The organism is Gilliamella sp. A7, assembly GCF_002142015.1.
GTDB classification, from domain to species: Bacteria; Pseudomonadota; Gammaproteobacteria; order Enterobacterales; family Orbaceae; genus Gilliamella; species Gilliamella apis_A.
Genome location: NZ_NASN01000035.1, coordinates 1 through 25094 on the forward strand (window position 1 = coordinate 1; position 25094 = coordinate 25094).

Here is a 25094-nt window from a genome sequence, read left to right on the forward strand (position 1 = left end):
AATTACAAATAATGCTTTTTTAGACTTTTAATAAAGGCTAAATCAACTTCAATAGGATAGTTAACTGATTGTCAACTGCTTAAACAATTAATTCGTTGACGAGCTAAACTAAAATGAAAACACTGCAAATTTTGAACTAGTGTTGTGTGTTTTTTAAGCAAAAGCTCCGACGCCCGCCGTTCGCTTGTTTTCAACCGCTCTCGGCGGGCTTTTGCCGTTACTTTCGCTTCGCTCTCTTCACGGCAACGTCGCTGAAACTATTCTCGATATATTTTAGTGATAACAATTATAAGTTAACAATCCACCAAATGCGATTAACTCCGTATTTGGTAGTTATTTGTATAATTTATCTGATAAAAATCATACATCACTTTTCAATCGTGATGACATTTTCACCATAACATTGTTACCTTGATAGGAATTCTCCTAACTTAACTAAAATATAACAATCTTTATGGCCTATGTATCATCCTACGCTTTTTCACACAAAGTACATTTGGATTATCATCTGTTAAAGGCCGGATCATTCCGCCTACAACCACACTCCCAGAAGCTGTTACTGTCGGTTGTTCCAAATTCCATGTGCCCCCACGTGAACCCCATTCATTAAAAAAATAACCTAACCCCACTGTTGTTTGACCCCATCCTCCATCTTGATAAAAAGTAGATAAATTGTTCTCTTGAGCAAGCCAATACCCCTCAAAATAATAACACTTAGATGTATATGTACCTGGTCCAGTACTCAAAACGGGGCCATAATTAAGAAACCAATCCTTTAATTCAAACTGATACAGTACTTTACTATGACTTCTATCGGCATAAAGGACAAATCTTGATGGTGAAAAATTTCCGCCTTCTAAACGTGGTTTAACCTTATGTTTTTTGCTCTTTACTATTATCGGGCCATGTAATGTTATTTCTAGTTTGTTTCTATCTGCTGACAAAGTTAGGTATACTCCCTCACCTTCTACAGCATGAACAGTTGCGCCATTAATTGCAATCACTTCTTCTGGACTAATATCTCGTAAATATAAATGATAAGCAAGTCCATCACCACCTGTTGTAGGAAAATTTTCTGTTGTATCCGGCGATACATCATATGGCATCCCCATATTTAACCCTTGAGCCCTTAACGCTCTAGCTCTACTCACTGGTAATATATAATAGGTATGACTTGCACCTTGAAAATTGCTGACTTCACCTGCTTGAGGAAGACCATAGCGAGTCCACAAATACCCATTGGTTGATGATATCGTGATTTGATATGGCCCATTAACACTCGAAAAATAGGCATCTTGATTATGTTTTACCCAATCAGTTATATCGTTGTTATAAACATCTCGCCAAGTAACTGTTAAACTACCTGTTGAATTAACTTCTCCATCACCATCAAAATCATTAAAATAATTATTTGAGGCAATTATATTACTTAGACTGATACTCGGATAATTATAAGCAGGTATTATTGTTTGTACATCACCAACTTTCAATATCGAATCAGGCAATACGATTGGATTCGCCATATTTGAATAGTCATTGTATGGTTGATATACTGCGCCATTTGAAAATCTCATCCAAAGTAATGGTTCTGTTGTATAGGCACGGTTCCAGTTATCAAAACTTAAATAAGGTGCACTACCATGAATCACATTTGCTGTACTTGCATTCAAGGCGTGTGCTGAATTAACTGAGATAGTCAATAAACTGCTTATGGCTAATATAAACAACAATACTGTTCTTAAAAAAGAAAATCTTTGGCCTAAATTTAAATTAATTAGATAAGATTTAACTATCATTAAATCTTTAAATGAAAAAAATAACTGTTGATGTGGAACTAAAGAACCTAACCTTGAGTGGTTAAAAAATTCCTTAAATAATCCTAAGTTATGGCTGGCTGGCTGGCTGGCTGGCTGGCTGGCTGGCTGGCTGGCTGGCTGGCTGGCTGGCTGGCTGGCTGGCTGGCCTCTAAACAACTGTATTTTAACATATTTTCAATCCTTTGTCACTGCATCCATTTGTTTTATCTAAATAAAACCTTTTTAAAGCATTAAAAGTATAATTAAAATGATTGATTTTGGCAAATTCTGTTTGCATATTAGTTGCCATGTTAAATAAATAAAACTATTAATTTTACAAATTATAGAAGAGATTTTTTTGTATTAATAAGATCTCATTATTTAATGATGATACAAATCAAGTATAAAAAATTTGATAAAAATTAATCAAAACAAAAGCGTTCAGTAAATAGTTAGCACATCAAAAATTTTTTGTAATTAAGCTAATATTTTCAACAATAATTCATTTACAAACTATTGAAATCACAATTTAGGGTTGACTAATTATAGGTAATTTTCTATTAACAATAAGATTAATTCCCAATTCATAAACATCAGTTAATTTAAATTGACTATTTAAAATAATCCAGAATTAAACAGAGTCATAAATATTGGCATTATTAACGTTAATAAAAAACCTTGAACAATGGCTGGTGGTACAATACTAACCCCAGCTCCTTTTTGTAGCATAGGTAAGGTAAAATCCATTGAGGTTGCACCACATAAACCTAGTGCTGTAAGTTTATATCGTTTGATTAAGTTAGGAATTAAGATAATAGCACATAATTCTCGTAGAATGTCATTTAAGAAAGTAGCACTACCAATGATTGGACCATGAGCTTCGGTCATTAATATTCCCGATAACGAATACCAACCAAATCCTGATGACATTGCCAACCCTACTCGCACTGGTTGTGCCAATATCAAGGCGGCAATAATACCACCTAAAAAGGTACTTAGAATGACAATAATGGTAGTAGCAATACCCACTTTATTCAATAAAATCTGTTTTAACGAAATATTATTACTACGCAACTGAATACCAATAAGTAACAACAAAAATACTAAAACCACTTTGGTAATATCTTCACTATATTGCCAAATAAACAGTGGAAAAAGCCCTGCAACAAATCCAGCTATCAGTGCAATACAGACCCGCAAAGATTCCAAGATCATTTTAAATCGTGATTGATAAGTTGCATTACTATGTGAAGTACGCCATGGCAAAAAAAGATCAACAATAGCTAAAAAAATAAAATTACCGCCAAAAGTACAGATAAAAATAATACCAGTATAAAATAAGATAATTTTTAAATTAGCAGCGAGATTATCTAAATGAGCTAGTTCGGTTCCCATTATAAATAATATAAAATAGACCATCCAACTTAAGATCTGATTAATCTTGGTTATCCACTTTTGCTCTTTGAACTTAATCAAATAACCTAAACATAACGGTACTAAAGCAATAAGAATACCAAAATACATATTTCATTCCTTAATTATCATTTTTATATTAAAAAAGTATTAGATAGATTTGGATTTTGTTAAATATCGCTTGCAATATAATGTAAGCGATAGATTAATAATCGCATAAGTTTATCTATTTTTAAGCATAGATTAAACAATTACTTCAATGATGCTAATTGTGTTTCAATATTGTTTTTCAGCTCATCTAATAACGCATAACGATTTCGATATTCAGAACGCTTTTTACTGGCAACTTCTTCGATTGATTTGCGATTAATTTGCATTGGTAATATAAATAACGATCTTGTATCTTGCTTACCATCAATAGTTAACCAAAAATCATCGTAATCCGATAAGATTCTTTCTTGTCGGCTATTATAACGCCAGTTGTTGTAGACATGTGTTTTATTACCTACCGCGATAATCTGTTCAAGTTGAAAATAACCAGCAATAATTAGCGCTGCCTCAACAGCCACTCGTTTAGGAAAAAGCCCATAACATTGTTTTGTTGCCTGTTGTACTCGGGATCGAGCTTCATGATGGCCTGTTCCTTGTAAGCCGGAAATAAAAAGTGTCGACTTTTGTTGATATTGAGCGATAGTAAAAGTTAACGTGGCTAAATCAATACCATCATTATCATAAAAATAGAGGCTGAGTTCCCCTTCCCGAGCATATTTATTACGTGCTTGAATCGCAATTTTTATATTGGCGTCATTTTTTGCCGTAATACTGGCTAATTCAAAGGGGATATCTAAGTTATAGAAGGCTTTTGTCATGCTATCAGGACGATTAGCTAAAAAATCATAATGATAAGCTAATGTCTCGTACCGTTCTTGTTGGCTCAAACAAGAAGCTAAATAAGGTCGTTGTAGTTTACAAGGTAAATTAGTTTGGCATGATAAATAGTAACCAAGTAACTTGTATTGTCTTAATTTGTCTAATAATTTAAGCGTAATAGGACTTAAAAATAGAGTTCGAAAAAAAAATTTATAACGATAAGTCGGTTTAAGCCATAATGCGTTAAGTGGTAATTTACCTGAACAAAGCCAGTTAAAAAGTTGCCATTTACTTTTAGGCTGGGACATATTCGTAATATTATTCATAAGCAGAAAAAAGTATTCGTATTAGTTAATATATAAAAGTGTAATATGTGGTTAAATTATAAATTATCAATTAGATATTTATGATTATTTTCAAATTTAAGGCACCATTGCAACATAAGTGCCTAAGAGTACAACACAACCCAAAGCAACGCAACCCTTATGGTGTTATGTCATCGCTAAAGCAATAAAAAAACGGTGAACTAAGTCACCGTTTTATTAAAAGGTATCGTTTATAAAAACGAATTATTGACCTTTAACTTCTTTTAAACCGTTAAATGGTGCTTTTGAACCTAAAGCTTCTTCAATACGGATTAATTGGTTGTATTTAGCAACACGGTCAGAACGGCTCATAGAACCTGTTTTGATTTGACCAGCAGCTAAACCAACAGCTAAATCAGCGATAGTTGAATCTTCAGTTTCACCAGAACGGTGAGAGATAACCGCAGTATAACCCGCTTCTTTCGCCATTTTAACAGCTGCGATAGATTCAGTTAACGTACCGATTTGGTTAACTTTAACTAGGATTGAATTAGCGATACCTTTCTCAATACCTTGTTTGAAGATTTTAGTGTTAGTTACAAATAGATCGTCACCAACCAATTGGATTTTGTCACCTAATGCTTTAGTTTGGTATGCCCAACCTTCCCAATCACTTTCGTCTAAACCGTCTTCGATAGATACGATTGGATATTGTTCAGTTAAGCCTTCTAAGTAGTGAGTAAATTCTTGAGCAGTGAACTCTTTATTACCTTCACCTTTTAATACGTATTTACCAGTTTCTTTGTTATAGAATTCAGAAGCTGCACAGTCCATCGCTAAAGTAATGTCTTTACCTAATACATAACCAGCTTTTTCAACTGCTTCTTTGATGCAAGCTAATGCTTCAGCATTTGAACCTAAGTTAGGAGCAAAACCACCTTCATCACCGACAGCAGTGTTCATACCTTTATCATGAAGAACTTTTGCTAAGTTGTGGAATACTTCAGAACCCATACGGATTGCTTCACGAACAGTTTTAGCACCAACTGGTTGAATCATAAATTCTTGTAAGTCGATGTTATTATCAGCGTGTTCACCACCATTGATGATGTTCATCATTGGTAATGGCATAGAGTATTGACCTGGAGTACCATTAAGATCAGCGATATGTTGATAAAGTGGCACACCTTTTGCTGCAGCTGCAGCTTTAGCTGTAGCTAAAGATACAGCTAGAATTGAGTTAGCACCTAAGTTTGATTTGAAATCAGTACCGTCTAAGTCAAGCATGATTTGGTCGATAGCTGCTTGATCTAACGCATCTTTACCAACAACTGCTTTAGCAATTGGGCCATTTACGTTTTCAACAGCTTTAAGTACGCCTTTACCTAAAAAGCGAGATTTGTCACCATCACGAAGTTCTAATGCTTCACGTGAACCTGTTGATGCTCCTGATGGAACGATTGCAAGACCAACGAAACCACCTTCTAAATGAACTTCAGCTTCAACAGTTGGGTTACCACGAGAGTCGATGACTTCACGACCATGTACTTTAACGATTTTTGCCATGTTATTTTCCTCTATATGACAGATATGTAACTATAATGTAAATATAAACTATTTTTGCTGCTGATCTTGATGATCTTTGGCAGCTTTAATAAAACTACTAAATAATGGATGTCCATCACGTGGGGTTGAAGTGAATTCCGGATGGAATTGACATGCAACAAACCAAGGATGATCAGGAATTTCAATGATTTCTACTAATTTTTTATCAGTTGATAATCCTGTTACTTTTAATCCAGCTTTAACCACTTCTGGTAATAAATTATTGTTGACTTCATAACGATGGCGATGACGTTCGGTAATCGATTCTTTTTTGTACATACCTGCAACTAATGAATTAGGCTCTAAATGACAAATTTGTGAACCTAAACGCATAGTACCACCGAGATCACTATCTTCACTACGTTGAACCACTTTTCCTGATTCATCACTCCATTCAGTAATTAATGCGATTACTGGATTTGCGCAATCTTTAACAAACTCTGTTGAATTAGCATCTTTGATGCCGGCAACATTACGAGCATATTCAATTAATGCTACTTGTAAACCAAGACAAATACCTAAGTAAGGGATCTTGTTTTCACGCGCATAACGTGCAGCCATAATTTTACCTTCAACTCCACGATAGCCAAAGCCACCAGGAATTAATATTGCATCTAAATCTTGTAATAATTCAGTGCCTCGTGATTCAAGATCTTCTGAATCAATATAACGAATATGTACAGTTAAACGATTCTTTAAACCACCATGTTTTAATGCTTCATTAACTGATTTATAAGCATCAGGTAACGCAATATATTTACCAACCATACCAATGGTTACTTCACCAACTGGGTTGGCTTCTTCATAAATCACTTGTTCCCATTCAGATAGATCCGCTTCTTTACATTCAAGATGGAAGCGATTGCAAACAAAAGTATCTAAATTTTGTGATTTTAATAATGCAGGGATCTTATAAATAGAATCAACATCTTTAAGTGAAATCACCGCACGCTCAGGCACATTACAAAATAGCGCAATTTTAGCTCTTTCATTGGCTGGAATAATGCGATCTGAACGACAAATTAAGACATCCGGTTGAATACCAATTGATAATAACTCTTTCACTGAGTGTTGAGTTGGTTTAGTTTTAACTTCACCAGATGATGCAAGGTAAGGAACTAGAGTTAAATGCATAAACAAAGTATGTTCACGACCAACATCTACCGCTAATTGGCGAATAGCTTCCAAAAATGGTAATGATTCAATATCACCAACAGTACCACCAACTTCAACGATAGCGACATCGTAACCTTTTGCACCATCAATAACACGATCTTTAATCGCATTAGTAATATGAGGGATAACTTGAACTGTTGCGCCTAAATAATCACCACGACGTTCTTTTCGCAAAACATCAGAATAAATACGTCCAGTGGTAAAATTGTTTTTTCGGCTCATTTTGGTGCGAATAAAACGCTCATAATGCCCCAAATCAAGATCGGTTTCGGCACCGTCTTCAGTCACAAAAACTTCACCATGTTGAATTGGACTCATTGTTCCCGGATCGACGTTGATGTAGGGATCAAGTTTTAGCATGGTGACTTTTAAATTGCGGGCTTCTAAAATTGCAGCTAAAGATGCTGCGGCAATGCCTTTACCTAAAGAAGAAACGACACCGCCTGTTACAAAAATATAATTCGTGACCATTAATACCAGACCATTATTAATTTAGTTGAACAATATAACATAAGTTTAAACCATAAAAACTAATGCAATATATGATGAATCAGACGGGAAAATAGTATAACAGAATATGGTTTAGCTCACAATTGAATAATTATGTTTAATCGATAAGTTACTCTCTTCGCCTACTAATTTGGTATCTATTATTTCAGTAACCTATCTAATATTCATCCCCAACCGTTGACTGGTGTCTTAAAAATTTTATCACTATAATTAGAAATAATTTTTTCAAGTCGTAATTGATTGGCAGCTTTTTTCCAAATAAACAAAGAACAATTAATTAAGGTGATTAAGATAACAAATAGAAACACAAAATTGTTGATCAAAATGGGGGATGAAAATGAGAATAACTGATTTTTATCAAAATTATAGATAGGATCTGTTGAAACCATTAGTTTTAAAACTGCTCCATTATGATAACTCACATTGGTGACTATACCGGTAATTTTTAAGTTAGCATTATTACCCAATAAATTAGAATATTCTCTAAAAAAGCCATGGAATCCTAGAATATTGTCCGTCATATCATAAGGAAAAGAATAATCGCATATTCCCCATTTTGTAAAAGTAATCATAACTATTTTCATTCAGATAATCTTTTTCAACATAGGCGTTTATTCTTATGACATTGGAACTAATTAATGAACTTTCCCATTGATAAGGATCGGTAATATGGTCTTTATTATCAAGATAAGGCTGAAGAAGAAAAATCTCTTCTTCAGTTAACTGTCGGATTGTATTCTCACGAATAAAAGGCTCAATTTCAGTTGGACTTTTTTTTACACAGATCATTCTTTATTTTTCGCACCAAGATAATTCCTTGCACGATCACAACCATAATAAAAACAATAATCGTTAAAATAGTTAACATACTTTTGATATCTTTTTATTTCAATTTATTATTAAAGATTAACGATAATGCCTAAATCAACATATCCTCATAATATTTAATAATTTTTTCAGTACGACGTTGGTTGTCTTTCGTTTTCTGAAATAGTTTTATACCATTAATCGTAGCAGTTAATATCATCACAACAAACATAATCAAATTAATAATCAACAAATTTGGTAATTGTTGATTTACATCCAAACGATAATGATGATTTACATTAACTTTTAGTCCAGAAATACTTTGTCTATCAGAACTAGGGTTATTAAGATCTGAACTATCAGAATTGCTATTATTTAGATAGTGAACTTCATTCACCAAACCAACAATATTAATATTTGCAGGGATATTATTGTTTAAAATAGCAAAATAATAATTAATATAACCATTTTCATCGAATCTCATCGAATTACTCATAACCAATGGAGCCATGTCAACATAGCTTTGATTGGTTAATGTAATTTTTACACTGTTGTCAGATTGATATTTAGAAATGACATTCACCAATTCACTTTGAAGTTCTGATTTAAATGTTTCCACGGACTGTTTGAGGCTACGCATTCTGCGAGTTTCGACTATTTCACTAATATGAGGATTTTTTGTAGATTCAGTTAATAAATAATCCCAAGTAATATATGCCTTGCTCCCAATGGTATCAAATAAATGAGTCAGATTATATTTGACATTGTCACATTCTTCAATCGGTAAAATATTACAAACCTTGTCAATATCAATTACCATTTGACCAATATCTTCTATTTTAGAAAATGGATTTTTAACATAACGCCCATCATTTGAATTTTGGTTAAGTATATCAACATATATACTTTGTGCATTTTCAAAATGTCTCAATTCGGAATCGATCACATTATTAACAAATTTGGGATCAAATATATGTTTTAATGAGCTTTCAATAGACATAACATTATTTTCAGTCATTGCCATCAGCTGACTATTGATAAAGAAGTTGTGGCATTGATAATCTTCTTTAAAATCATTGATATCACACGATGTATTCTTGATATTAATATTTACAATATCACCTTGTTTGATATCACTATTTTTTAATGAGGTAAGATCGTTAATATCTAGATAATTAGATTGCTGGGTGTAATATTGATACGCAAAATAACCATTATTAATTGGATCAGTAAAATAATAGAGAACAGCAGATAAAATTACTCCAATAGCAAATAAAATTTTATTTCGTTGAAGGAATTTAGGTGGTCCAAATTGCTCTACTTCACGATTTATAGATAAAGTATGACCATAACGGAGTAATTTTTTACCATTATTACTGATAACCATCTCAGTTGACGAATCTGAAATATCAGGGATAAAAGTTAACCAATGCTTAGGATATTCTAAGACCATGAGTTTACTTCCTACTTTCACTGTATTAGTTCTAACATCTTTATCATAAATAAAATCTTTAATGACATCGACTTGCAGTGGATTCGAATGGTGCTTGGGTTTATACCAAACAAAAAAAGCAGCAGCGCTAAGACAGACTAATACTAAAATAGATATTTGCTCATTTTCACCGAACCATGAACGTATCAAGAAAATCGTTGCTAATATCAAACAGAGCGAGGTTAAAAAACCTAGGCTACCATTATTATGCGTTGCTGCCTCAAAATGTGTTTCTTCACGTTGGTAACGCGAGTTACAATCATTGATTGACGTATTTGAATAAACTTGATCATCATCAACACTATATTGTTCTAATACCTCATCGTCAAAATTCTGGTCTTTAAATTTACTTTGCTTTAAGCCTCTAAATTCATATTCTTCATACGGATCATAAGTTTCTAGTGCATTTTTGATATCATGACCATTGACTTTAATAACAATGCCATATCGCATGGTAAATACAACTTCAAATACATTGAATTCATCAATATACTTATCCATATTATATGGAAAAAACAATTCAATGTTTCTAACGTCATAATAATATGCAATTTCTTGCGTATTGCTGTAGAGGCTTTTTCGAGTACAAGCTCCCTCTAGATACGATACTTTGTCATCAATTAAAGATGATTGAAATTTATAAGGATAAACCGCTAACTTACTAGTTAGGAAAGGTTGTAGTAGGTCTAATTCTTCATCCGTTAAATCTCTTATTACTTCACGTTGATTTAAGTGTTCGTTTAAAATATCCTTATTGATACGACGATCACTTCTATAATGGAGCCAACTGATTAATCCAAAAATTAAAATCCCTATTTTTAAAACCAGATACCAATTCATTGTAATTCCCTAATCTTGAACTATTTATTATTTTTATAATAAAAATGACAATTTAATCCTGTCATTATTAATGTCTAGCCATAGTAATGTACCACTCTATCTGAATAATATTTGATAATTTGTTTTAAACGGCGTCGATTAAATATGGTTTTATAAAGAACTAGGCCTCCATTAATCAAAGCTACTAATACCATAATAACAAACATGATAATATCAATAATAACAGGCGAGGCTAATGAAAATAGTTTTTCTAAATCTACTTTATAATAATTTTTAACATTAAGCTTAAGTTGTGAAATGCTACTATCTTCTCGATGACTAACACCCCCTACTAATCCAACTAAATTAATTGTTTCACTTTCATTCGTTAAAATTTTATAGTAATGATCTAAAGATAATTTCAAATCATCATCTGAAATTGGGTTATTAATATTATATAACTGGGGTAATTCAATATAACTATTACCTATTAATGTAACATCAACCCCAGAGCCGTTAAATTGATAATCAGAAACAGTATTTGTTAATTTTGATAAGATTTCTTTTTTCATCTTTTTAAGATCAAAGATAAATTTATCAACTATTGACTTCTCAACTATTTTATTAAAAGTAGGAAACTTTTCAGCTCTAGTGACTAACTCATCCCAATTTGCTTGATCATGGAATCCTTCTTTATAATATAATTGAGTTAATCTAAATTTAACATTTTGACATTCAAGTTCAAATATATTACAAACTTTATTTATATCTATAACCATCTGCCCCAAATTTTTCAATTTTAAAATAGGTTTAGCTCTATAAAAAGATGAATTGTATGAGCCTGTATTTTTCATGTTATACTCTTTAACCATCTCTTGTTGATACATTCTAAATAAAAGCAATTCATTATCTTCTATTGATTCAACGAAATTATCATCAAATATTTTGTTTATAGTGTCGAACGAAAGCATAAGTTGATTACTTTCATTTTCCAATGGTTTATCTTTGATGGCTAAGCGATGGCATTTATTGCCATTATTTTTATCTTCATCCTTAACATCACATGATGCGCCATTGATAGTAATAGCAATAAGATCACCCTGTTTAATATTACTATTATTCAAGGTTGTTAAATCGTTAACTTGCCAAGTCTGTAATTGATTACTGTAATATCTATAAGCAGAAAAACTATTGTTTATCGGATCAGAAAAAAAATAAATTACAATAGCTAATATTGACCCAACGAAAAATAAAACCTTATTGCGAACAACCATTTTAGGTGCTCCAAATTGTTCTACTTCTCGATTAATTGATAACGTATTACCGCAACGTAGTAATATTTTAAAATAACCGTAGATGTCCATTTCAGTTGTTTTTTTTGATACTTCTGGTAGGAACTGCGACCAGTACTTTGGATAACTTACATTAGTTTTTTGACCGACAATTAATTTATCTGACGATGGATCTTTATTGAAAGTATTAACTTTAATTGTTTCCACTTGTTGTGGCCGAGAATTACGCTTCGGTTTATGCCAAATAAAGAATACAGCTACGCCAAAACAGGCTATATCAATAACCAAAGTAGCTAATATTTGATCACTCCCAGCAGACCATTCACGCATGAAGAAAATAGTTGCCAATGTCAAACAAAGCGAAGTTAGTATGCCATAGTTACCCCGATTACGAGTTTTTATTTCCAATGGCGTTTCTTCTCGTTCATACAAAGGCTCATAGTCAACTTGTACATCAACTTTATTAAGTTTATCGTTCTTATTGTCGTTATCATTGATATCACTACTATTAAGATTGCTATTTTCTGAAGTAATACCGTATTTATCAGTATCTTCATTAAGATACATATACGATTCTGGAATCTCAATTGGTTTTGTTCTATCAGGATCATAATTCTCGAAAGCAAACTGAATACTGCAATTGTTGACACTCAATACATAAGCATATTGATTTGTAAAAACAACTTCAACAATATTATATTCTGAAAGATACAGATCCAAATTATATGGAAAGAAAAGCTCAATATTGCCGATTTCATAGTAATAATCAGTGTCTCTTCCTTTGGTTAATAAGCTATGACGGATACATGGACCTTGTACTACAGATACTTTATGATCAATTAATGGGTGGAGTTTATAAGGATGGACAGTTTTTTTATTGGTCATGAATGGTTCTAATAGTTTTAATTCTTCATTAGTTAGATCCCTTGATGACTCACGATTTTCTATAAATTTTTTTAATTTTTGCTTATTTTCATTACGCTCATGTCGATAAGAAATGGAAATACATATAATTAAGAGTAAAACCCCTATCTCCAAAATCAAATATATTGCTGTCATAACTTTTTATTTCCTTATCCTATTTATTATTAATCTGTAGACAACTAAAAGCTCGTGAATATTTTATTTATCGATTTTTCATCTATAATTTCATAAAAAAGACGCTTAATGCGTCTTTAATTTTATTTTCCAATATAGCTTATTTAATTGTTTTCTCACTACGTGATAATCCAATAATACCAGAACGAACAATTTCCACTATATTGCAAGTCTCACGAATAGAGGCTAAAAATGATTCCAATTTTTCACTGGTACCTGACAATTGAACAATATAGTGAGTTGCCGTTACATCAACAATAGAACCTCTAAAGATATCAGCACAACGTTTAACTTCATCACGTGCATCAGAACTTTTAGCTACAACTTTAACTAGCATGATTTCTCGTTCAACGTGTGGACCTTCAGTGAGATCATTAACACGATAAACATTAACCAATTTGTGTAATTGTTTTTGGATCTGTTCAAGAACATGTTCATCACCAGATGTTTGAATCGTCATTCGACTCATTGTTGGATCTTCAGTTTGTGCTGTAGTAATGGATTCAATATTAAACCCACGCTGTGAAAATAAACCAATAATTCGTGACAATGCACCTGGTTCGTTTTCAGTTAAAATTGATAATATATAACGCATTAGGTTCTCTCCGTTTTACTAAGCCACATTTCATTCATTGCCCCACCGCGAATTTGCATTGGATAAACATGTTCTGTAGCATCAGTCATGACATCAATAAAAACTAAACGATCTTTTATCGCAAGCGCTTTTTTCAGTTTAGGTTCTAGATCTTCTCGTTTATTAATCACCATACCAACATGACCATAAGCTTCGGCAATTTTGGCAAAGTCAGGCAATGATTCCATATAAGATGACGAATGACGACCAGCATAAATCATATCTTGCCACTGCTTAACCATGCCTAAAAAACGGTTATTAAGATTTAAAACGATTATAGGTAAACCATATTGTAAAGCAGTTGAAAGTTCTTGAATGTTCATCTGAATACTACCATCACCAGTTACACAAACTACATGCTTTTTAGGAAATGCCAGTTTAACTCCTAATGCAGCAGGCAAACCAAAGCCCATGGTGCCGAGACCACCAGAGGTAATAAAATGACGAGGTTTATCAAATGGATAATAAAGTGCAGTAAACATTTGATGTTGCCCTACATCAGTTGCAATATAAGCATCACCTTTAGTTAACTTATGTAAAACCTCAATGGCTTCTTGTGGCTTGATACTTTCACCTTCATGGCTATAAGCAAGACATTTACGAGCCCGCCAATGGTCAATTTGCTTCCACCAATCTACCAAGGCATCTAGATCACGTTTAACATTAAGATCTTCAAGTTGTGTTAACATAGTTTCAACAACTTGTTTTGCATCACCAACCACAGGAATAGTTGCCGATATGGTTTTCGATATAGATGTTGGATCAATATCAATATGAATAACTTTAGCTTTTGGACAATATTTTTCAATATTATTGGTCGTTCTATCATCAAAACGAACACCAATTGCGAAAATAACATCCGCATTATGCATTGCCATATTGGCTTCATAGATACCATGCATACCAATCATGCCTAAGTATTTTTTATCAGTTCCAGGAAAAGCACTAATGCCCATTAATGTTGAAGTCACTGGCAGATTAAGTTTATCAGCTAATGATTTAACTGCCTTACTAGCATCAGCACTAATTACCCCACCACCAATATATAACACAGGTTTTTTAGCTGCTAATAAGGTGGTTAATGCTTTTTTAATTTGACCTTTATGTCCTTGAGTTGTTGGATTATAAGATCGCATCGTCACAGACTTTGGATAATTATAATTATATTTGTTAGCTGGATTCACAATATCCTTCGGTAAATCGATAACAACCGGACCAGGACGACCAGTAGAGGCAATATAAAACGCTTTTTTAATCGTTTCTGGAATATCTTTACTATCTTTAATTAAAAAACTATGTTTGACAATTGGACGTGAAATCCCAACCATATCACACTCTTGGAATGCATCATTACCAATTAAATTACTCGCTACTTGACCAGATAAAATTACCAGTGGCACTGAATCCATATAGGCTGTTGCGATACCAGTAATAGTATTAGTTGCACCTGGACCTGAAGTAACAAGTACCACACCGACATCACCAGTTGCTCTGGCATAACCATCAGCCATATGTACTGCAGCTTGTTCGTGACGAACTAAAATATGTTCAATACCACCTAAGGTATGAATTGCATCATAGATATCCAAAACACTACCACCTGGATAACCAAATATCTGCTTTACTCCTTGATCAATCAGTGACTGAATGACCATTTCTGCGCCTGACAGTTTTGCCATGGTTGTTGCCTCCATTTATAACTTATTTGTCATTTTTGATTTATTTTGCATGAACTAATACAGAAAATCAATAAAGTCAATAATATGTAAGGTATACTTATTATTTTTGGATACTAGGCCTCATTTTTGAAAGAAATAACTTGTAAATATTTAATTAATCGATTTTAATTGGATTAATATCAATTTTTAATTAATGATAAATAATATCGTTATGATTTATTTAGAATTATTTGTTTTTTGTTGTTTGCTTTTTTCATGCATGACTTATGCTAGTCATTTTGTACTATAGTCCTTTATATTAACAAGGTGTTTTTAATGAATAATTCTTATTGTAAACCAACTTGCCTATCTGATTGGCAATTAGTCAGAGTATCAGGTACTGACAATCGTACATTTTTACAAGGACAGGTGACTGCTGATATTAATCAGCTTAATGAACATACAGCATTATTTTCCGCACATTGTGATGCGAAAGGTCGAATGTGGAGTAATTTAATATTATTTCAACGAGAAGAAGATATTTTCTATATTGTGCGAAAAACTGTCTCTGAAAAACAAATTGCTGCTCTAAAAAAAGTTGCCGTTTTTTCAAAAGTGACAATTGAACCAGTTGTTGATCTTAATTTGATAGGCTTAGAAAATAATGCCATTGAACAATCGATTATTGCAGAACTAAGCGATAATAGTTGTATTACGAAAGGAGATATAACTTATATCAAAATTCCATTACCTGAAACGCGAGTAATAAAAGTATCGAATGAACCATTACCATCCGATTTACAATCTTCTGATCATTGGTTAAAACTTGATTTAGAAGCTGGTTACGCCATTATTGATGAGCCAAATATTGAAAGCCTATTACCACAAGCGTGTAATTTACAACATTATAATGCCATTAGTTTTGATAAAGGCTGCTATTGTGGACAAGAGATGGTAGCTAGAGCACAATTTCGAGGCGCAAATAATCGTGGACTTTATCTATTAGTCGGAAAAAGCAAAACTTTGCCAATAATTGGAGACAAACTTGAATATGAACTTGATGGGAATTGGCGTGAAGGAGGTCAAGTATTAGCAGCATTAAAACTTGACCAAGATGATGAGATCTATGTACAAGTCGTGTTAGCTAATGGTATTGATATTGAAACAAATTTCCGTGTTAAAGGCCAATTAGATAGTCTGTTAAATTTCTAAATTTAACTAATAAATGGCTCAGAACAAATAATATTAATTAAGCTGGAATAAATCTATTCCAGCTTAATTAATATTTACTGTCCTAATTCTTGATGAACAATTTCGATAAAATAGTGTGCACCGGTTGTCAGAATTTCATCATTAAAATTATATGAAGGATTGTGAACATTTGTGCCTTCACCTGCGCCAATTTTAATATAAGCTCCAGGTTTTTTTTGCAACATAAAAGCAAAATCTTCTGATCCCATCGTTGGTGGTGAATCCACAATAATCTTATCATCACCGACAATTTTTCGTGCAGCTTTGATGGCAATATCAGCTTGCTTAACGTGATTAATGGTTGCTGGATAACGTCGCTGATAATCGACTTCAACTTTAGTGTTGAAGGTTAAAGCAATACCTGTCGAAATATGTTTAATTCGCTCTTCAGCTAAATCTTGATCTTCAGCACTTAATGCTCTAACCGTGCCTCGAATCACAGCATGTTGAGGCAATACATTCCAAGTATCGCCACTGTGAATTTGGGTTACACTGATAACCAATGAATCAATCGGATTTAGATTACGGCTAACAACCGTCTGTAAACTGTTTACAATTGTGGTGGCCGTTAAAATCGCTTCTTTACCTAAATGAGGTGCTGCCGCATGGGCTCCTACCCCTGTTATTTTGATTTCAAAAACATCATAAGATGCCATTACCGCACCATGATTAATCAGAAAATGGTTTAACGCTAAATTGGGTTGATTATGCATGCCATAAACAGCTTCTATAGGAAATTTATCAAACAAACCATTTTCAACCATGACTCTGCCACCACCTTCGTTCTCTTCAGCAGGTTGGAAAATAACCACAACTGTGCCAGAAAAATCCCGATGGACGCTTAAGTATTTAGCTACGCCTAATAGAATTGCCGTATGTCCATCATGTCCGCAGGCATGCATTTTGCCTGGAATCGTTGAGCAGTAATCAATTTCATTTTCTTCAATAATATCTAATGCATCTATATCGGCACGTAAGGCGAGAGTTCGACCTTTATTCTTACCATGAATAATGCCTACTACTCCTGTTGGTGCAAAATCTGCATATAGTTCAGTAATACCAAACGATTTTAATTTTTCAGTAATAAACTCGGTAGTTCGTTTTTCTTCAAAAGCAGTTTCTGGATGAGCATGAATATAATGACGCCATTCGGTCATTTCATCTTTTAATGCGTTAATTCTATTGGCAATAATATTCGTCATTGATCATTCCTTAATTAATCACTTAACTACAAATCTGAAAGAGATAATTGCACTATAACGTTTATTGAAAGTGAATATAAATAACGATTTTTACTAACCTTATCGTTTTTAGTTATAAGCAACTCTTGACAACAAAATCACCAGAAAATAATAAGTTAAAAACCTAAAATTTTTAAAAAATAAAAGAAAATTGCTTAGTTAAAATAGAGAATAAAATACCCTGAGATTAATAAAAAGGGACCAAAAGCGATTAATTGATAATTTTTGTTAAATAGATATTTTGAGAAAGAATAATAGAGGATCGCCAATGTCGATGCAATGATTAGCATTAATGGTATTAACTGATAAGGCAACCACGCACCTAAAGCAGCAATTAACTTTATATCACCACCACCTAATCCTTGTTTACTTGTAATACAAAAAAAGATGATTGCCGGTAATTTAAGCATTAAATAGCCAAACAAAATACCTTCTAGAGCATCATTGATATTAAGCGAAGATAGATTAAAGTAAGCCATTATCAATCCACTCCACATTAATGGTTGAGTCAAAAAATCTGGCAATAATAAGTAGTTAATATCAATTAGTGTTAACAACAAGAAAACAACTACAAGTAACATAAGTAAAGCAGATTTAAAATTTAGTCCCTTATCCAAATAAATCAATAAAAATAATATTGCCATAACTAGCTCAAAAATAGCGTAATTATTGGTTGTTTTATGGAAACAATAATAACAACGCCGATTTGATATCAACCATGACAATACTGGAATTAACTGCCACACACTAAGTTTATGATTGCAATTCCGACATACAGAACGAGGAACAATAATAGCGGAAAAATATTCATACAAAGATTGCTCGGGCGAATAACGATAATACGCAACTTGCAAAAAACTACCAGTAGCAAGTCCGATGAAAAAAAATAGTATAGCCATTAACTAATCACATCCGCCATTTGGAATATCGGCAAATACATCGATATAATTAAACTGCCGATAATTGCAGCTAAAATCAGCATTAATGAGGGTTCAAATGCTTTGACTAAATTATCTGTTAAGGTTTGATGTTGTTGTTGATAGTAAAGAGTAATATTATTGAGCATAATATCTAACGAACCTGACTCTTCACCAGCATGAACTAGCTGCACACATAACTTAGGTAAAGTTGAATAACTAGCTAACATTTGACTAAAGCTATTCCCCTGTTTAATACCCATCATAATTTGCTTGATAATGTCACGATAATAATAATTACTTATCGCCTTGGTAGAAGCAGCTAATCCTGTTAGTAATGGAATGCCAGCTTGCTGAGTAATTGCTAATGTATGAAAAATATGCATTAAACATTGAGACTGGATAACTTGACCAATTAAAGGAAGCTTCAATTTATGCTTATCTATAATAAGCTGATAACGTACTTTAACAACATAATGAAAAAATAAATAACATAATGTAATAGCTAATAATATAAATAATCCCTCTTGTTTAGCGCTATAAGCTATATCTATCACTAATTGTGTAAAATAGGGTAATTCGGCATCAAAACTTTGATATATATCGGAAAATTTTGGCAGGACAATAAATATCATAACTATAATCACTATTACTGATACAAATAATAAAAAAAGTGGATAACGTAGCGCCTTTTTAATCTGACCTTGTATTGATAATGATTTTTCTAGGTGACAAGTTAATTGTTCAAAACTTTGTTCCAATCTTCCAGTCAATTCACCAATAGCAATAATTTCACAATAAAGTGCCGAAAATACTAAACGATGCTTTTTTAAAGCAATCGACAATGATTCTCCTTTGATTATTTGCAGACTAATATCGGTTAACAGATATTGCCATTGCGCTTTTGGTTGTTCATCAATCAGTAATTGTAAGCTATCTACAATTGATAATCCGGCTTTTAACATTGTCGCTAATTGCTTAGTTATAATGAGCAGTTCACTAAGTTTATAACTTTGTGAAGTAATCAAGTTACCGGGTCTAATCTTAATCGCAACTTGCCCTTCTAATAACAGTTTTGTTCGCACATCTTTTTTAGATATGGCAATAGTTACATTTTGATGAAAATTAATGTCATACCAATAATAGAGTCGCTTCATGCATTATCTCCAAACTACCACTCAATTATTACCCAAAACACGATTTATTTCTGCCAGCGTAGTAATACCTTGTTGAACAAGTTTATTACCTACTTGCCTGAGCGTTACCATATTTTGTGAAGTAATCGGTTGATTGGTTAAAATCTGTTGTTGTATTGGTGGTGTGATAATTAACAGTTCATATAAGCCTATTCGCCCTAAATAACCTCCCACACATTTCTCACAGCCCATAGCGATAAAATGCGGTGAGGGTTCGTTGTTTATTAATGTAAGCTCACAGGCTACTACTTTACAATATTGACACAATTTACGAACTAATCGCTGAGCAATAACTAATTTTAAACTGGACGATAATAGATAATTTTTAATACCCATTTGATTTAAACGGATGATAGCTTCAATACTAGAATTAGTGTGTAGAGTTGATAACACCAGATGCCCCGTTTGCGCTGCTTGAATTGCGATCTCAGCCGTTTCAGGATCACGGATTTCACCAATCATCATCACATCAGGATCTTGACGCAAAAAGGCCCGCAATATCACCGAAAAACTTAAACCAGCTTTAAGATTAACTGCTGTTTGATTAATGCCATCCAATGGAATTTCGATCGGATCTTCTACACTACATATATTACATTTAGGTTTATTTAATCGCTTTAAAGCACTATATAATGTCATAGTTTTGCCACTGCCAGTCGGTCCTGTTACCAAAATCAAGCCTTGTGGATAATCTAATATTTGTTTAAAGGTTAATAGATCTTCCCTTGTTAATCCTAAATCATCGATGCTCAGTTCTGAGTCATGATTATCCATAACCCGTAATACAATCTTTTCACCATTAATAACCGGCAAAGTAGCTATGCGCATTGCATAATTATTAATCATCAATTGTCCATCTTGCGGTAGCCGTTGTTGAGCAATATTTAAATTGGCCATAATCTTTAGTCTAGCTGCAATCTGTTTAGCTAACATTAACGGCGGTGTTAACATATTTTGCAAAACACCATCAATTCTCATGCGAATTCGATAATGATGTTGATAAGGCTCAAAATGAATATCTGATGCCCGCTTATCTAATGCTGAAAGCAATAATTTGTCTAGGCTTTCGACGAGATTCTCTTCTTGCATAGCGGTTATCCTATTAACGAGATTAATCACAATTAAAATTTAAAAATATCTTCACAAGCTGTAGTTAAAGTTTGATCTGGTGGATTTGTTAGACATGTCCGTGACCAGTCTAAATTACCTAATTTAGTATTTAAAATAGGTGTTAAAGTTACAGTTAGACTTGATAAAGCGCTTTTACCGACTAAAGTTATCATCCCATTAGAGACATTAATTGACGTCACATAATTGGTCGTTCTCGTTGTTGGCACTCCATTATTACCACTGCTACATTTGCTTAAAGCGCCTTGCTCTATAGCACAAATTTCAATGGCTGTTTTATATGCAGTCATTGATTGCAGCATATCGGTTAAGGCTGCTTTTTTTATATAACCTTGATAAGCAGGTAAACCGATAGCAGTTAAAATTGCTATCACGACAATCGCGATCATTAATTCAAATAGAGTAAATCCAGATTGGCATTGCATTATAGCCTCACAAATCAAATAATTGTTTGATAGAGTGACTTTATAGCTAATTCAAAAAATGAAATAATATATAGAGAGAATTTTAGAACTTGAAATACAAAATGATCACCACAATCATCATAGTGGTAATTAAAATTGTGAAACAGATCGAAATATATAGCAAATCTAAATGTATCGGAGCTATTATGCCTTTAAAAATTGTTGATGGTTGGATTAAAAATATTAAGCAAATTAAATCGCCTTATTATAATGACCGTCCTGAAGATCAACTTATCTCATTGCTGGTTATTCATAACATTAGCCTTCCCCCTAAGCAATATGGCGGTCCTTACGTTGAACAACTCTTTACAGGTAAACTAGACCCAAACGAGCATCCTTATTTTGCGGGCATCTATCAATTACAAGTATCAAGTCATCTGTTTATAAGACGTGACGGCGAGATTATTCAATTCGTCCCTTTTGATAAACGAGCATGGCATGCAGGTCAATCGATTTTTGCTGGCAAGGAAAATTGTAATGATTTTTCAATTGGTATTGAAATGGAAGGTTGTGATACTGAAGACTTTACCGAAATACAATATCAACAATTGGCAAAAGTAACCAAATTAATACAACAAACCTATCCAATTAAAAATATTACTGGCCATAGTGATATTGCTCCAACCCGAAAAACAGATCCGGGACCACATTTTGATTGGCAATATTACCATTCACTAATTAACTATCATCGACAATTGAATTCAATCGCTAATCAATTGAGATTGATTAAAGATGAACTGCAAAGATTGACACTTTGGCAACCTTCACCACCAGCAGCTGAAGCATTTTTGAGTGAACAACCATTTGCACTCGATACCATGCAGCCCTATGAATGGTTACAGTGGATTTTTATTCCACGAATGCAAGCGTTAATTGATGCCAAAACCGAATTGCCAAAATTTGCCCTTCATCCTTATTTTGAAGAAGCATTAAAACAACAAGAAATTAACGTTAATAACTTATTAACATTGATAAAACAACTTGATGAATTATCAACTAGCCAAAGAATTGATGATTAAAAGTATTTTAGCTAAAAAAACAGCCACAAAAATGTGGCTGTTGCATAGAATCAATTAATGATTATTCATAAGTCGGCGATATTCATTCACCGCTTGTTGATGGTTGCTATAAGTGCTACTGAAAGTATGCCCACCAGTTCCATTAGCAACAAAAAATAGATATTTGGTTTTTGCCGGATGAGCTGCTGCTTCTAGTGATGCTAAACTTGGCATCGCAATAGGTGTCGGTGGCAAGCCTTCAATTACATATGTATTATAAGGATTATTGGTATCAGTTAAATCACTCCGCCTAATCTTACCTGTATAATTATCGCCTAAACCGTAAATAATGGTTGGATCTGTTTGTAACTTCATATTTGCTTTTAAGCGATTAACAAAAACAGAGGCAACGTTAGCTCGTTCCGAATTGATTCCTGTCTCTTTTTCAATAATTGAAGCAATAATCAACAATTCATAAGGGGATTTATAAGGCAGATCACTATCACGATTATCCCATACTTTTTTTAGATTAGTCTTCATAGTTAAATATGCGCGTTTCAAAATATTAATATCAAGACTATCTGCAGTATATTGATATTTATCAGGCGATAACCAACCTTCTAATGGGCCATCAATACCTAATAACTTAGCAATTTCATCATGAGACTTACCCGTTAATGTTTGTTGAATATAAGGGGAATTGCTGAGCAGATTTAACCAATCTTTAGCTCGCTTTCCTTCAACAAATTGTACATAAAAACTGCTTTCTTTACCCGATACAAGTAATTTTAAAAACTCTTCAACGGTCATATGAGGATGCAATTGATAAGTGCCAGCTTTAATGGAACTTAATGACGGATCAAGTTTATATAAATAAGGAAGCAAGTAAGCTTGTTGCATTAAATTACTTGCCTTTACCTGCTCAACTAATTGATGTAATGTGGTTCCTTTTTTTAATACAAACATTTGATTATCAGAGGTGATATTCATATATTGCTGAGAGAATTGCTGTAAAAAATAGTAACCAATACCTAATGAACCACCGACAATTAAAACTAACGCCAGAAACGTGTATACAAATAATTTTTTAATCATAACTTAATCTTTATAACGAATTTTTGCGCGTGATGTTAAGCGCGTTAATAACTCATAAGCACTTATACCAGTGTGCTCGGCAATTTGTTCGATGGGTAAATCTTTGCCCCAAAAAATAACTTCATCACCTGGTTTATCTTGGCTATTTTGACCTAAGTCTACCACAATCATATCCATTGAGACCCGACCTACAATAGGTACTATTCGGCCATTAATACTTACTGGTGTATTTGCTGGAATAGAACGAGGATACCCATCACCATATCCCATTGCCACAACCCCTAAAATGGTATCAGTTTCGCTAGTCCAAATTTGCCCATATCCGACTGATTGCCCTTTGAAGTGTTTACGAACCGTAATTAATTCGGATTTAAGTGTCATGGCTGGTTCAAGACCTGCTACTTGATTAGCAAATGGCGAAACACCATACAAAGCAATACCAAGTCGAATCATATCACGATGAGAATTAGGCCAAGCCAGAATGCCACCTGATGCAGCTATTGATTGCTGACTACTCAACAAATTTGCATCAAGCGAATGAATAAATTCATCAAACAAAGCCATTTGTTCATTTGTTTGCGTTGAACTTAACTCATCTGCACTACTAAAATGACTTATTAGATTGATTGGTTGGCGAATAACATTACAGTTGGCTAATCGATCAAACTCTTTTACAGCCTCCTCAAGATGAAAACCTAAGCGATGCATGCCAGTATCAATTTTGAACCAAGCTGTAATTTCATTTGCAAACGGAATGGTTTTTAATACATCAATTTGCCAGCTAGAATGAATGACTGGTTGTAGATTGAAATCCAGTAAATCATTGATATCATCGTGAGGAAAAAAGCCTTCCAAAAGTACAATTGAATTTCGAATACCAGACTGTCGTAACGCTATGGCTTCGGAAATACGCGCAACACCAAAACAGTCAACCCTATCCTCAACTAACTTAGCTACATCTTCCATACCATGACCATAAGCATTTGCTTTGACCACAGCCATTAATGTGCTATTTGGAGATTTTTCCCTAAAAAATTCAATATTATGTAGAATCGATTTACAATTCACTTCTACAACAGCAATAGACATTTTATATAACCTAACATATAAATTTAAGCTTCTATTGTAAAATTTGTTACCAATAATCACAAATAAAAAATCGGTAATTTCCCATATTTTGTTTGAGTAAATTAAATAATAATAAAAACCTCATTTCAAGATATTGCTAATTAATATGTTGTTAAATACTGATAATTTTTAGAAAAACTCTGTTCCACAAAACGTTGATAAAATATATAAATTAAGTTTTTAGTAACTATGGTTTTATAC

The 25094-nt window shown here is 33.1% G+C and carries 20 protein-coding genes; 2 read left to right on the forward strand and 18 right to left on the reverse strand.

The genetic code is table 11. The features are described from left to right. Positions 1–452: 452 nt before the first annotated feature. The 11 genes from B6D18_RS12620 to ilvI form a co-directional block, all read right to left on the reverse strand. Positions 453–1973 (reverse strand): PT domain-containing protein, encoded by a 1521-nt coding sequence (locus B6D18_RS12620; protein WP_086364106.1) that lies wholly within the window; start codon positions 1971–1973, stop codon positions 453–455. A gap of 438 nt (positions 1974–2411) precedes the next feature. Continuing rightward, complete coding sequence (locus B6D18_RS08765) at positions 2412–3320, reverse strand: lysine exporter LysO family protein (RefSeq protein ID WP_086364107.1); 909 nt, start codon at positions 3318–3320, stop codon at positions 2412–2414. Between the two features lie 140 nt (positions 3321–3460). Beyond that, on the reverse strand, positions 3461–4405 hold the full coding sequence (locus tag B6D18_RS08770; RefSeq protein ID WP_086364108.1) for a VirK/YbjX family protein: 945 nt from the start codon (positions 4403–4405) through the stop codon (positions 3461–3463). 243 nt (positions 4406–4648) lie between these two features. Continuing rightward, positions 4649–5950 (reverse strand): phosphopyruvate hydratase, encoded by a 1302-nt coding sequence (gene eno / locus B6D18_RS08775; RefSeq protein ID WP_086364109.1) that lies wholly within the window; start codon positions 5948–5950, stop codon positions 4649–4651. Positions 5951–5998: 48 nt separating this feature from the next. Further along, positions 5999–7636, reverse strand: a complete 1638-nt coding sequence (gene pyrG / locus B6D18_RS08780; protein WP_086364110.1) for a glutamine hydrolyzing CTP synthase — start codon at positions 7634–7636, stop codon at positions 5999–6001. 203 nt (positions 7637–7839) lie between these two features. Beyond that, the gene (locus B6D18_RS08785) at positions 7840–8247 is read right to left on the reverse strand and encodes a hypothetical protein (protein WP_144063969.1); all 408 of its coding nucleotides are present in this window, start codon (positions 8245–8247) and stop codon (positions 7840–7842) included. Then, positions 8198–8464, reverse strand: coding sequence for a hypothetical protein (locus B6D18_RS08790; protein WP_086364112.1), 267 nt, complete (start codon positions 8462–8464; stop codon positions 8198–8200). Before B6D18_RS08790 ends, B6D18_RS08785 begins: the two co-directional genes overlap by 50 nt. A 130-nt stretch (positions 8465–8594) precedes the next feature. Further along, positions 8595–10814: an IgaA/UmoB family intracellular growth attenuator gene (locus B6D18_RS08795; protein ID WP_086364113.1), complete on the reverse strand. Its 2220-nt coding sequence runs from the start codon at positions 10812–10814 to the stop codon at positions 8595–8597. A gap of 74 nt (positions 10815–10888) precedes the next feature. Then, the gene (locus B6D18_RS08800) at positions 10889–13144 is read right to left on the reverse strand and encodes an IgaA/UmoB family intracellular growth attenuator (protein ID WP_086364114.1); all 2256 of its coding nucleotides are present in this window, start codon (positions 13142–13144) and stop codon (positions 10889–10891) included. Positions 13145–13283: 139 nt separating this feature from the next. Beyond that, the gene (gene ilvN, locus B6D18_RS08805) at positions 13284–13778 is read right to left on the reverse strand and encodes an acetolactate synthase small subunit (RefSeq protein ID WP_086364115.1); all 495 of its coding nucleotides are present in this window, start codon (positions 13776–13778) and stop codon (positions 13284–13286) included. After that, a complete protein-coding gene (gene ilvI / locus B6D18_RS08810; RefSeq protein WP_086364116.1) occupies positions 13778–15496 on the reverse strand; it encodes an acetolactate synthase 3 large subunit in 1719 nt (572 codons plus the stop codon). The genes ilvN and ilvI overlap by 1 nt, the downstream gene beginning before the upstream one ends. Before the next feature lie 315 nt (positions 15497–15811). Here ilvI and ygfZ point away from each other — a divergent pair, with 315 nt between their 5' ends. Further along, entirely contained in the window at positions 15812–16687 is an 876-nt protein-coding gene (ygfZ, locus tag B6D18_RS08815; RefSeq protein ID WP_086364117.1) for a tRNA-modifying protein YgfZ, read from the forward strand. 74 nt (positions 16688–16761) lie between these two features. On the opposite strand, the gene B6D18_RS08820 is transcribed toward ygfZ, so the two are convergent. The 5 genes from B6D18_RS08820 to ppdD all read right to left on the reverse strand — a co-directional run bounded on the left by B6D18_RS08820 (position 16762) and on the right by ppdD (position 21633). Continuing rightward, complete coding sequence (locus tag B6D18_RS08820; protein ID WP_086364118.1) at positions 16762–17928, reverse strand: M20 aminoacylase family protein; 1167 nt, start codon at positions 17926–17928, stop codon at positions 16762–16764. Positions 17929–18122: 194 nt separating this feature from the next. Beyond that, positions 18123–18866, reverse strand: coding sequence for an A24 family peptidase (locus B6D18_RS08825; RefSeq protein ID WP_086364119.1), 744 nt, complete (start codon positions 18864–18866; stop codon positions 18123–18125). After that, the gene (locus tag B6D18_RS08830; protein ID WP_086364120.1) at positions 18866–20041 is read right to left on the reverse strand and encodes a type II secretion system F family protein; all 1176 of its coding nucleotides are present in this window, start codon (positions 20039–20041) and stop codon (positions 18866–18868) included. Before B6D18_RS08830 ends, B6D18_RS08825 begins: the two co-directional genes overlap by 1 nt. A gap of 21 nt (positions 20042–20062) precedes the next feature. Then, positions 20063–21169, reverse strand: a complete 1107-nt coding sequence (locus B6D18_RS08835) for an ATPase, T2SS/T4P/T4SS family (RefSeq protein WP_086364121.1) — start codon at positions 21167–21169, stop codon at positions 20063–20065. Between the two features lie 32 nt (positions 21170–21201). After that, positions 21202–21633: a prepilin peptidase-dependent pilin gene (ppdD, locus tag B6D18_RS08840; protein WP_086364122.1), complete on the reverse strand. Its 432-nt coding sequence runs from the start codon at positions 21631–21633 to the stop codon at positions 21202–21204. Between the two features lie 185 nt (positions 21634–21818). On the opposite strand from ppdD, the gene ampD reads away from it, so the two are divergent. Further along, positions 21819–22691 carry a 1,6-anhydro-N-acetylmuramyl-L-alanine amidase AmpD gene (ampD, locus tag B6D18_RS12625; RefSeq protein WP_158092561.1) on the forward strand — a complete coding sequence of 291 codons (873 nt, stop codon included), beginning with the start codon at positions 21819–21821 and terminating at the stop codon, positions 22689–22691. A 54-nt stretch (positions 22692–22745) separates the two neighbouring features. Here ampD and mltG read toward each other — a convergent pair whose 3' ends face one another. Next, positions 22746–23765: an endolytic transglycosylase MltG gene (mltG, locus tag B6D18_RS08850; RefSeq protein WP_086364123.1), complete on the reverse strand. Its 1020-nt coding sequence runs from the start codon at positions 23763–23765 to the stop codon at positions 22746–22748. A 3-nt stretch (positions 23766–23768) separates the two neighbouring features. After that, positions 23769–24854 (reverse strand): alanine racemase, encoded by a 1086-nt coding sequence (alr, locus tag B6D18_RS08855; RefSeq protein ID WP_086364124.1) that lies wholly within the window; start codon positions 24852–24854, stop codon positions 23769–23771. Positions 24855–25094 lie beyond the last annotated feature (240 nt).

Bases quoted from the DNA above. Each gene is read 5' to 3' on its own strand.
- B6D18_RS08765 (WP_086364107.1), bottom strand. From the start codon at position 3,320: ATGTATTTTGGTATTCTTATTGCTTTAGTACCGTTATGTTTAGGTTAT.
- B6D18_RS08770 (WP_086364108.1), bottom strand. From the start codon at position 4,405: ATGAATAATATTACGAATATGTCCCAGCCTAAAAGTAAATGGCAACTT.
- eno (WP_086364109.1), bottom strand. From the start codon at position 5,950: ATGGCAAAAATCGTTAAAGTACATGGTCGTGAAGTCATCGACTCTCGT.
- pyrG (WP_086364110.1), bottom strand. From the start codon at position 7,636: ATGGTCACGAATTATATTTTTGTAACAGGCGGTGTCGTTTCTTCTTTA.
- B6D18_RS08785 (WP_144063969.1), bottom strand. From the start codon at position 8,247: ATGATTACTTTTACAAAATGGGGAATATGCGATTATTCTTTTCCTTAT.
- B6D18_RS08790 (WP_086364112.1), bottom strand. From the start codon at position 8,464: ATGATCTGTGTAAAAAAAAGTCCAACTGAAATTGAGCCTTTTATTCGT.
- B6D18_RS08795 (WP_086364113.1), bottom strand. From the start codon at position 10,814: ATGAATTGGTATCTGGTTTTAAAAATAGGGATTTTAATTTTTGGATTA.
- B6D18_RS08800 (WP_086364114.1), bottom strand. From the start codon at position 13,144: ATGACAGCAATATATTTGATTTTGGAGATAGGGGTTTTACTCTTAATT.
- ilvN (WP_086364115.1), bottom strand. From the start codon at position 13,778: ATGCGTTATATATTATCAATTTTAACTGAAAACGAACCAGGTGCATTG.
- ilvI (WP_086364116.1), bottom strand. From the start codon at position 15,496: ATGGCAAAACTGTCAGGCGCAGAAATGGTCATTCAGTCACTGATTGAT.
- ygfZ (WP_086364117.1), top strand. From the start codon at position 15,812: ATGAATAATTCTTATTGTAAACCAACTTGCCTATCTGATTGGCAATTA.
- B6D18_RS08820 (WP_086364118.1), bottom strand. From the start codon at position 17,928: ATGACGAATATTATTGCCAATAGAATTAACGCATTAAAAGATGAAATG.
- B6D18_RS08825 (WP_086364119.1), bottom strand. From the start codon at position 18,866: ATGGCTATACTATTTTTTTTCATCGGACTTGCTACTGGTAGTTTTTTG.
- B6D18_RS08830 (WP_086364120.1), bottom strand. From the start codon at position 20,041: ATGAAGCGACTCTATTATTGGTATGACATTAATTTTCATCAAAATGTA.
- B6D18_RS08835 (WP_086364121.1), bottom strand. From the start codon at position 21,169: ATGCAAGAAGAGAATCTCGTCGAAAGCCTAGACAAATTATTGCTTTCA.
- ppdD (WP_086364122.1), bottom strand. From the start codon at position 21,633: ATGCAATGCCAATCTGGATTTACTCTATTTGAATTAATGATCGCGATT.
- ampD (WP_158092561.1), top strand. From the start codon at position 21,819: ATGCCTTTAAAAATTGTTGATGGTTGGATTAAAAATATTAAGCAAATT.
- mltG (WP_086364123.1), bottom strand. From the start codon at position 23,765: ATGATTAAAAAATTATTTGTATACACGTTTCTGGCGTTAGTTTTAATT.
- alr (WP_086364124.1), bottom strand. From the start codon at position 24,854: ATGTCTATTGCTGTTGTAGAAGTGAATTGTAAATCGATTCTACATAAT.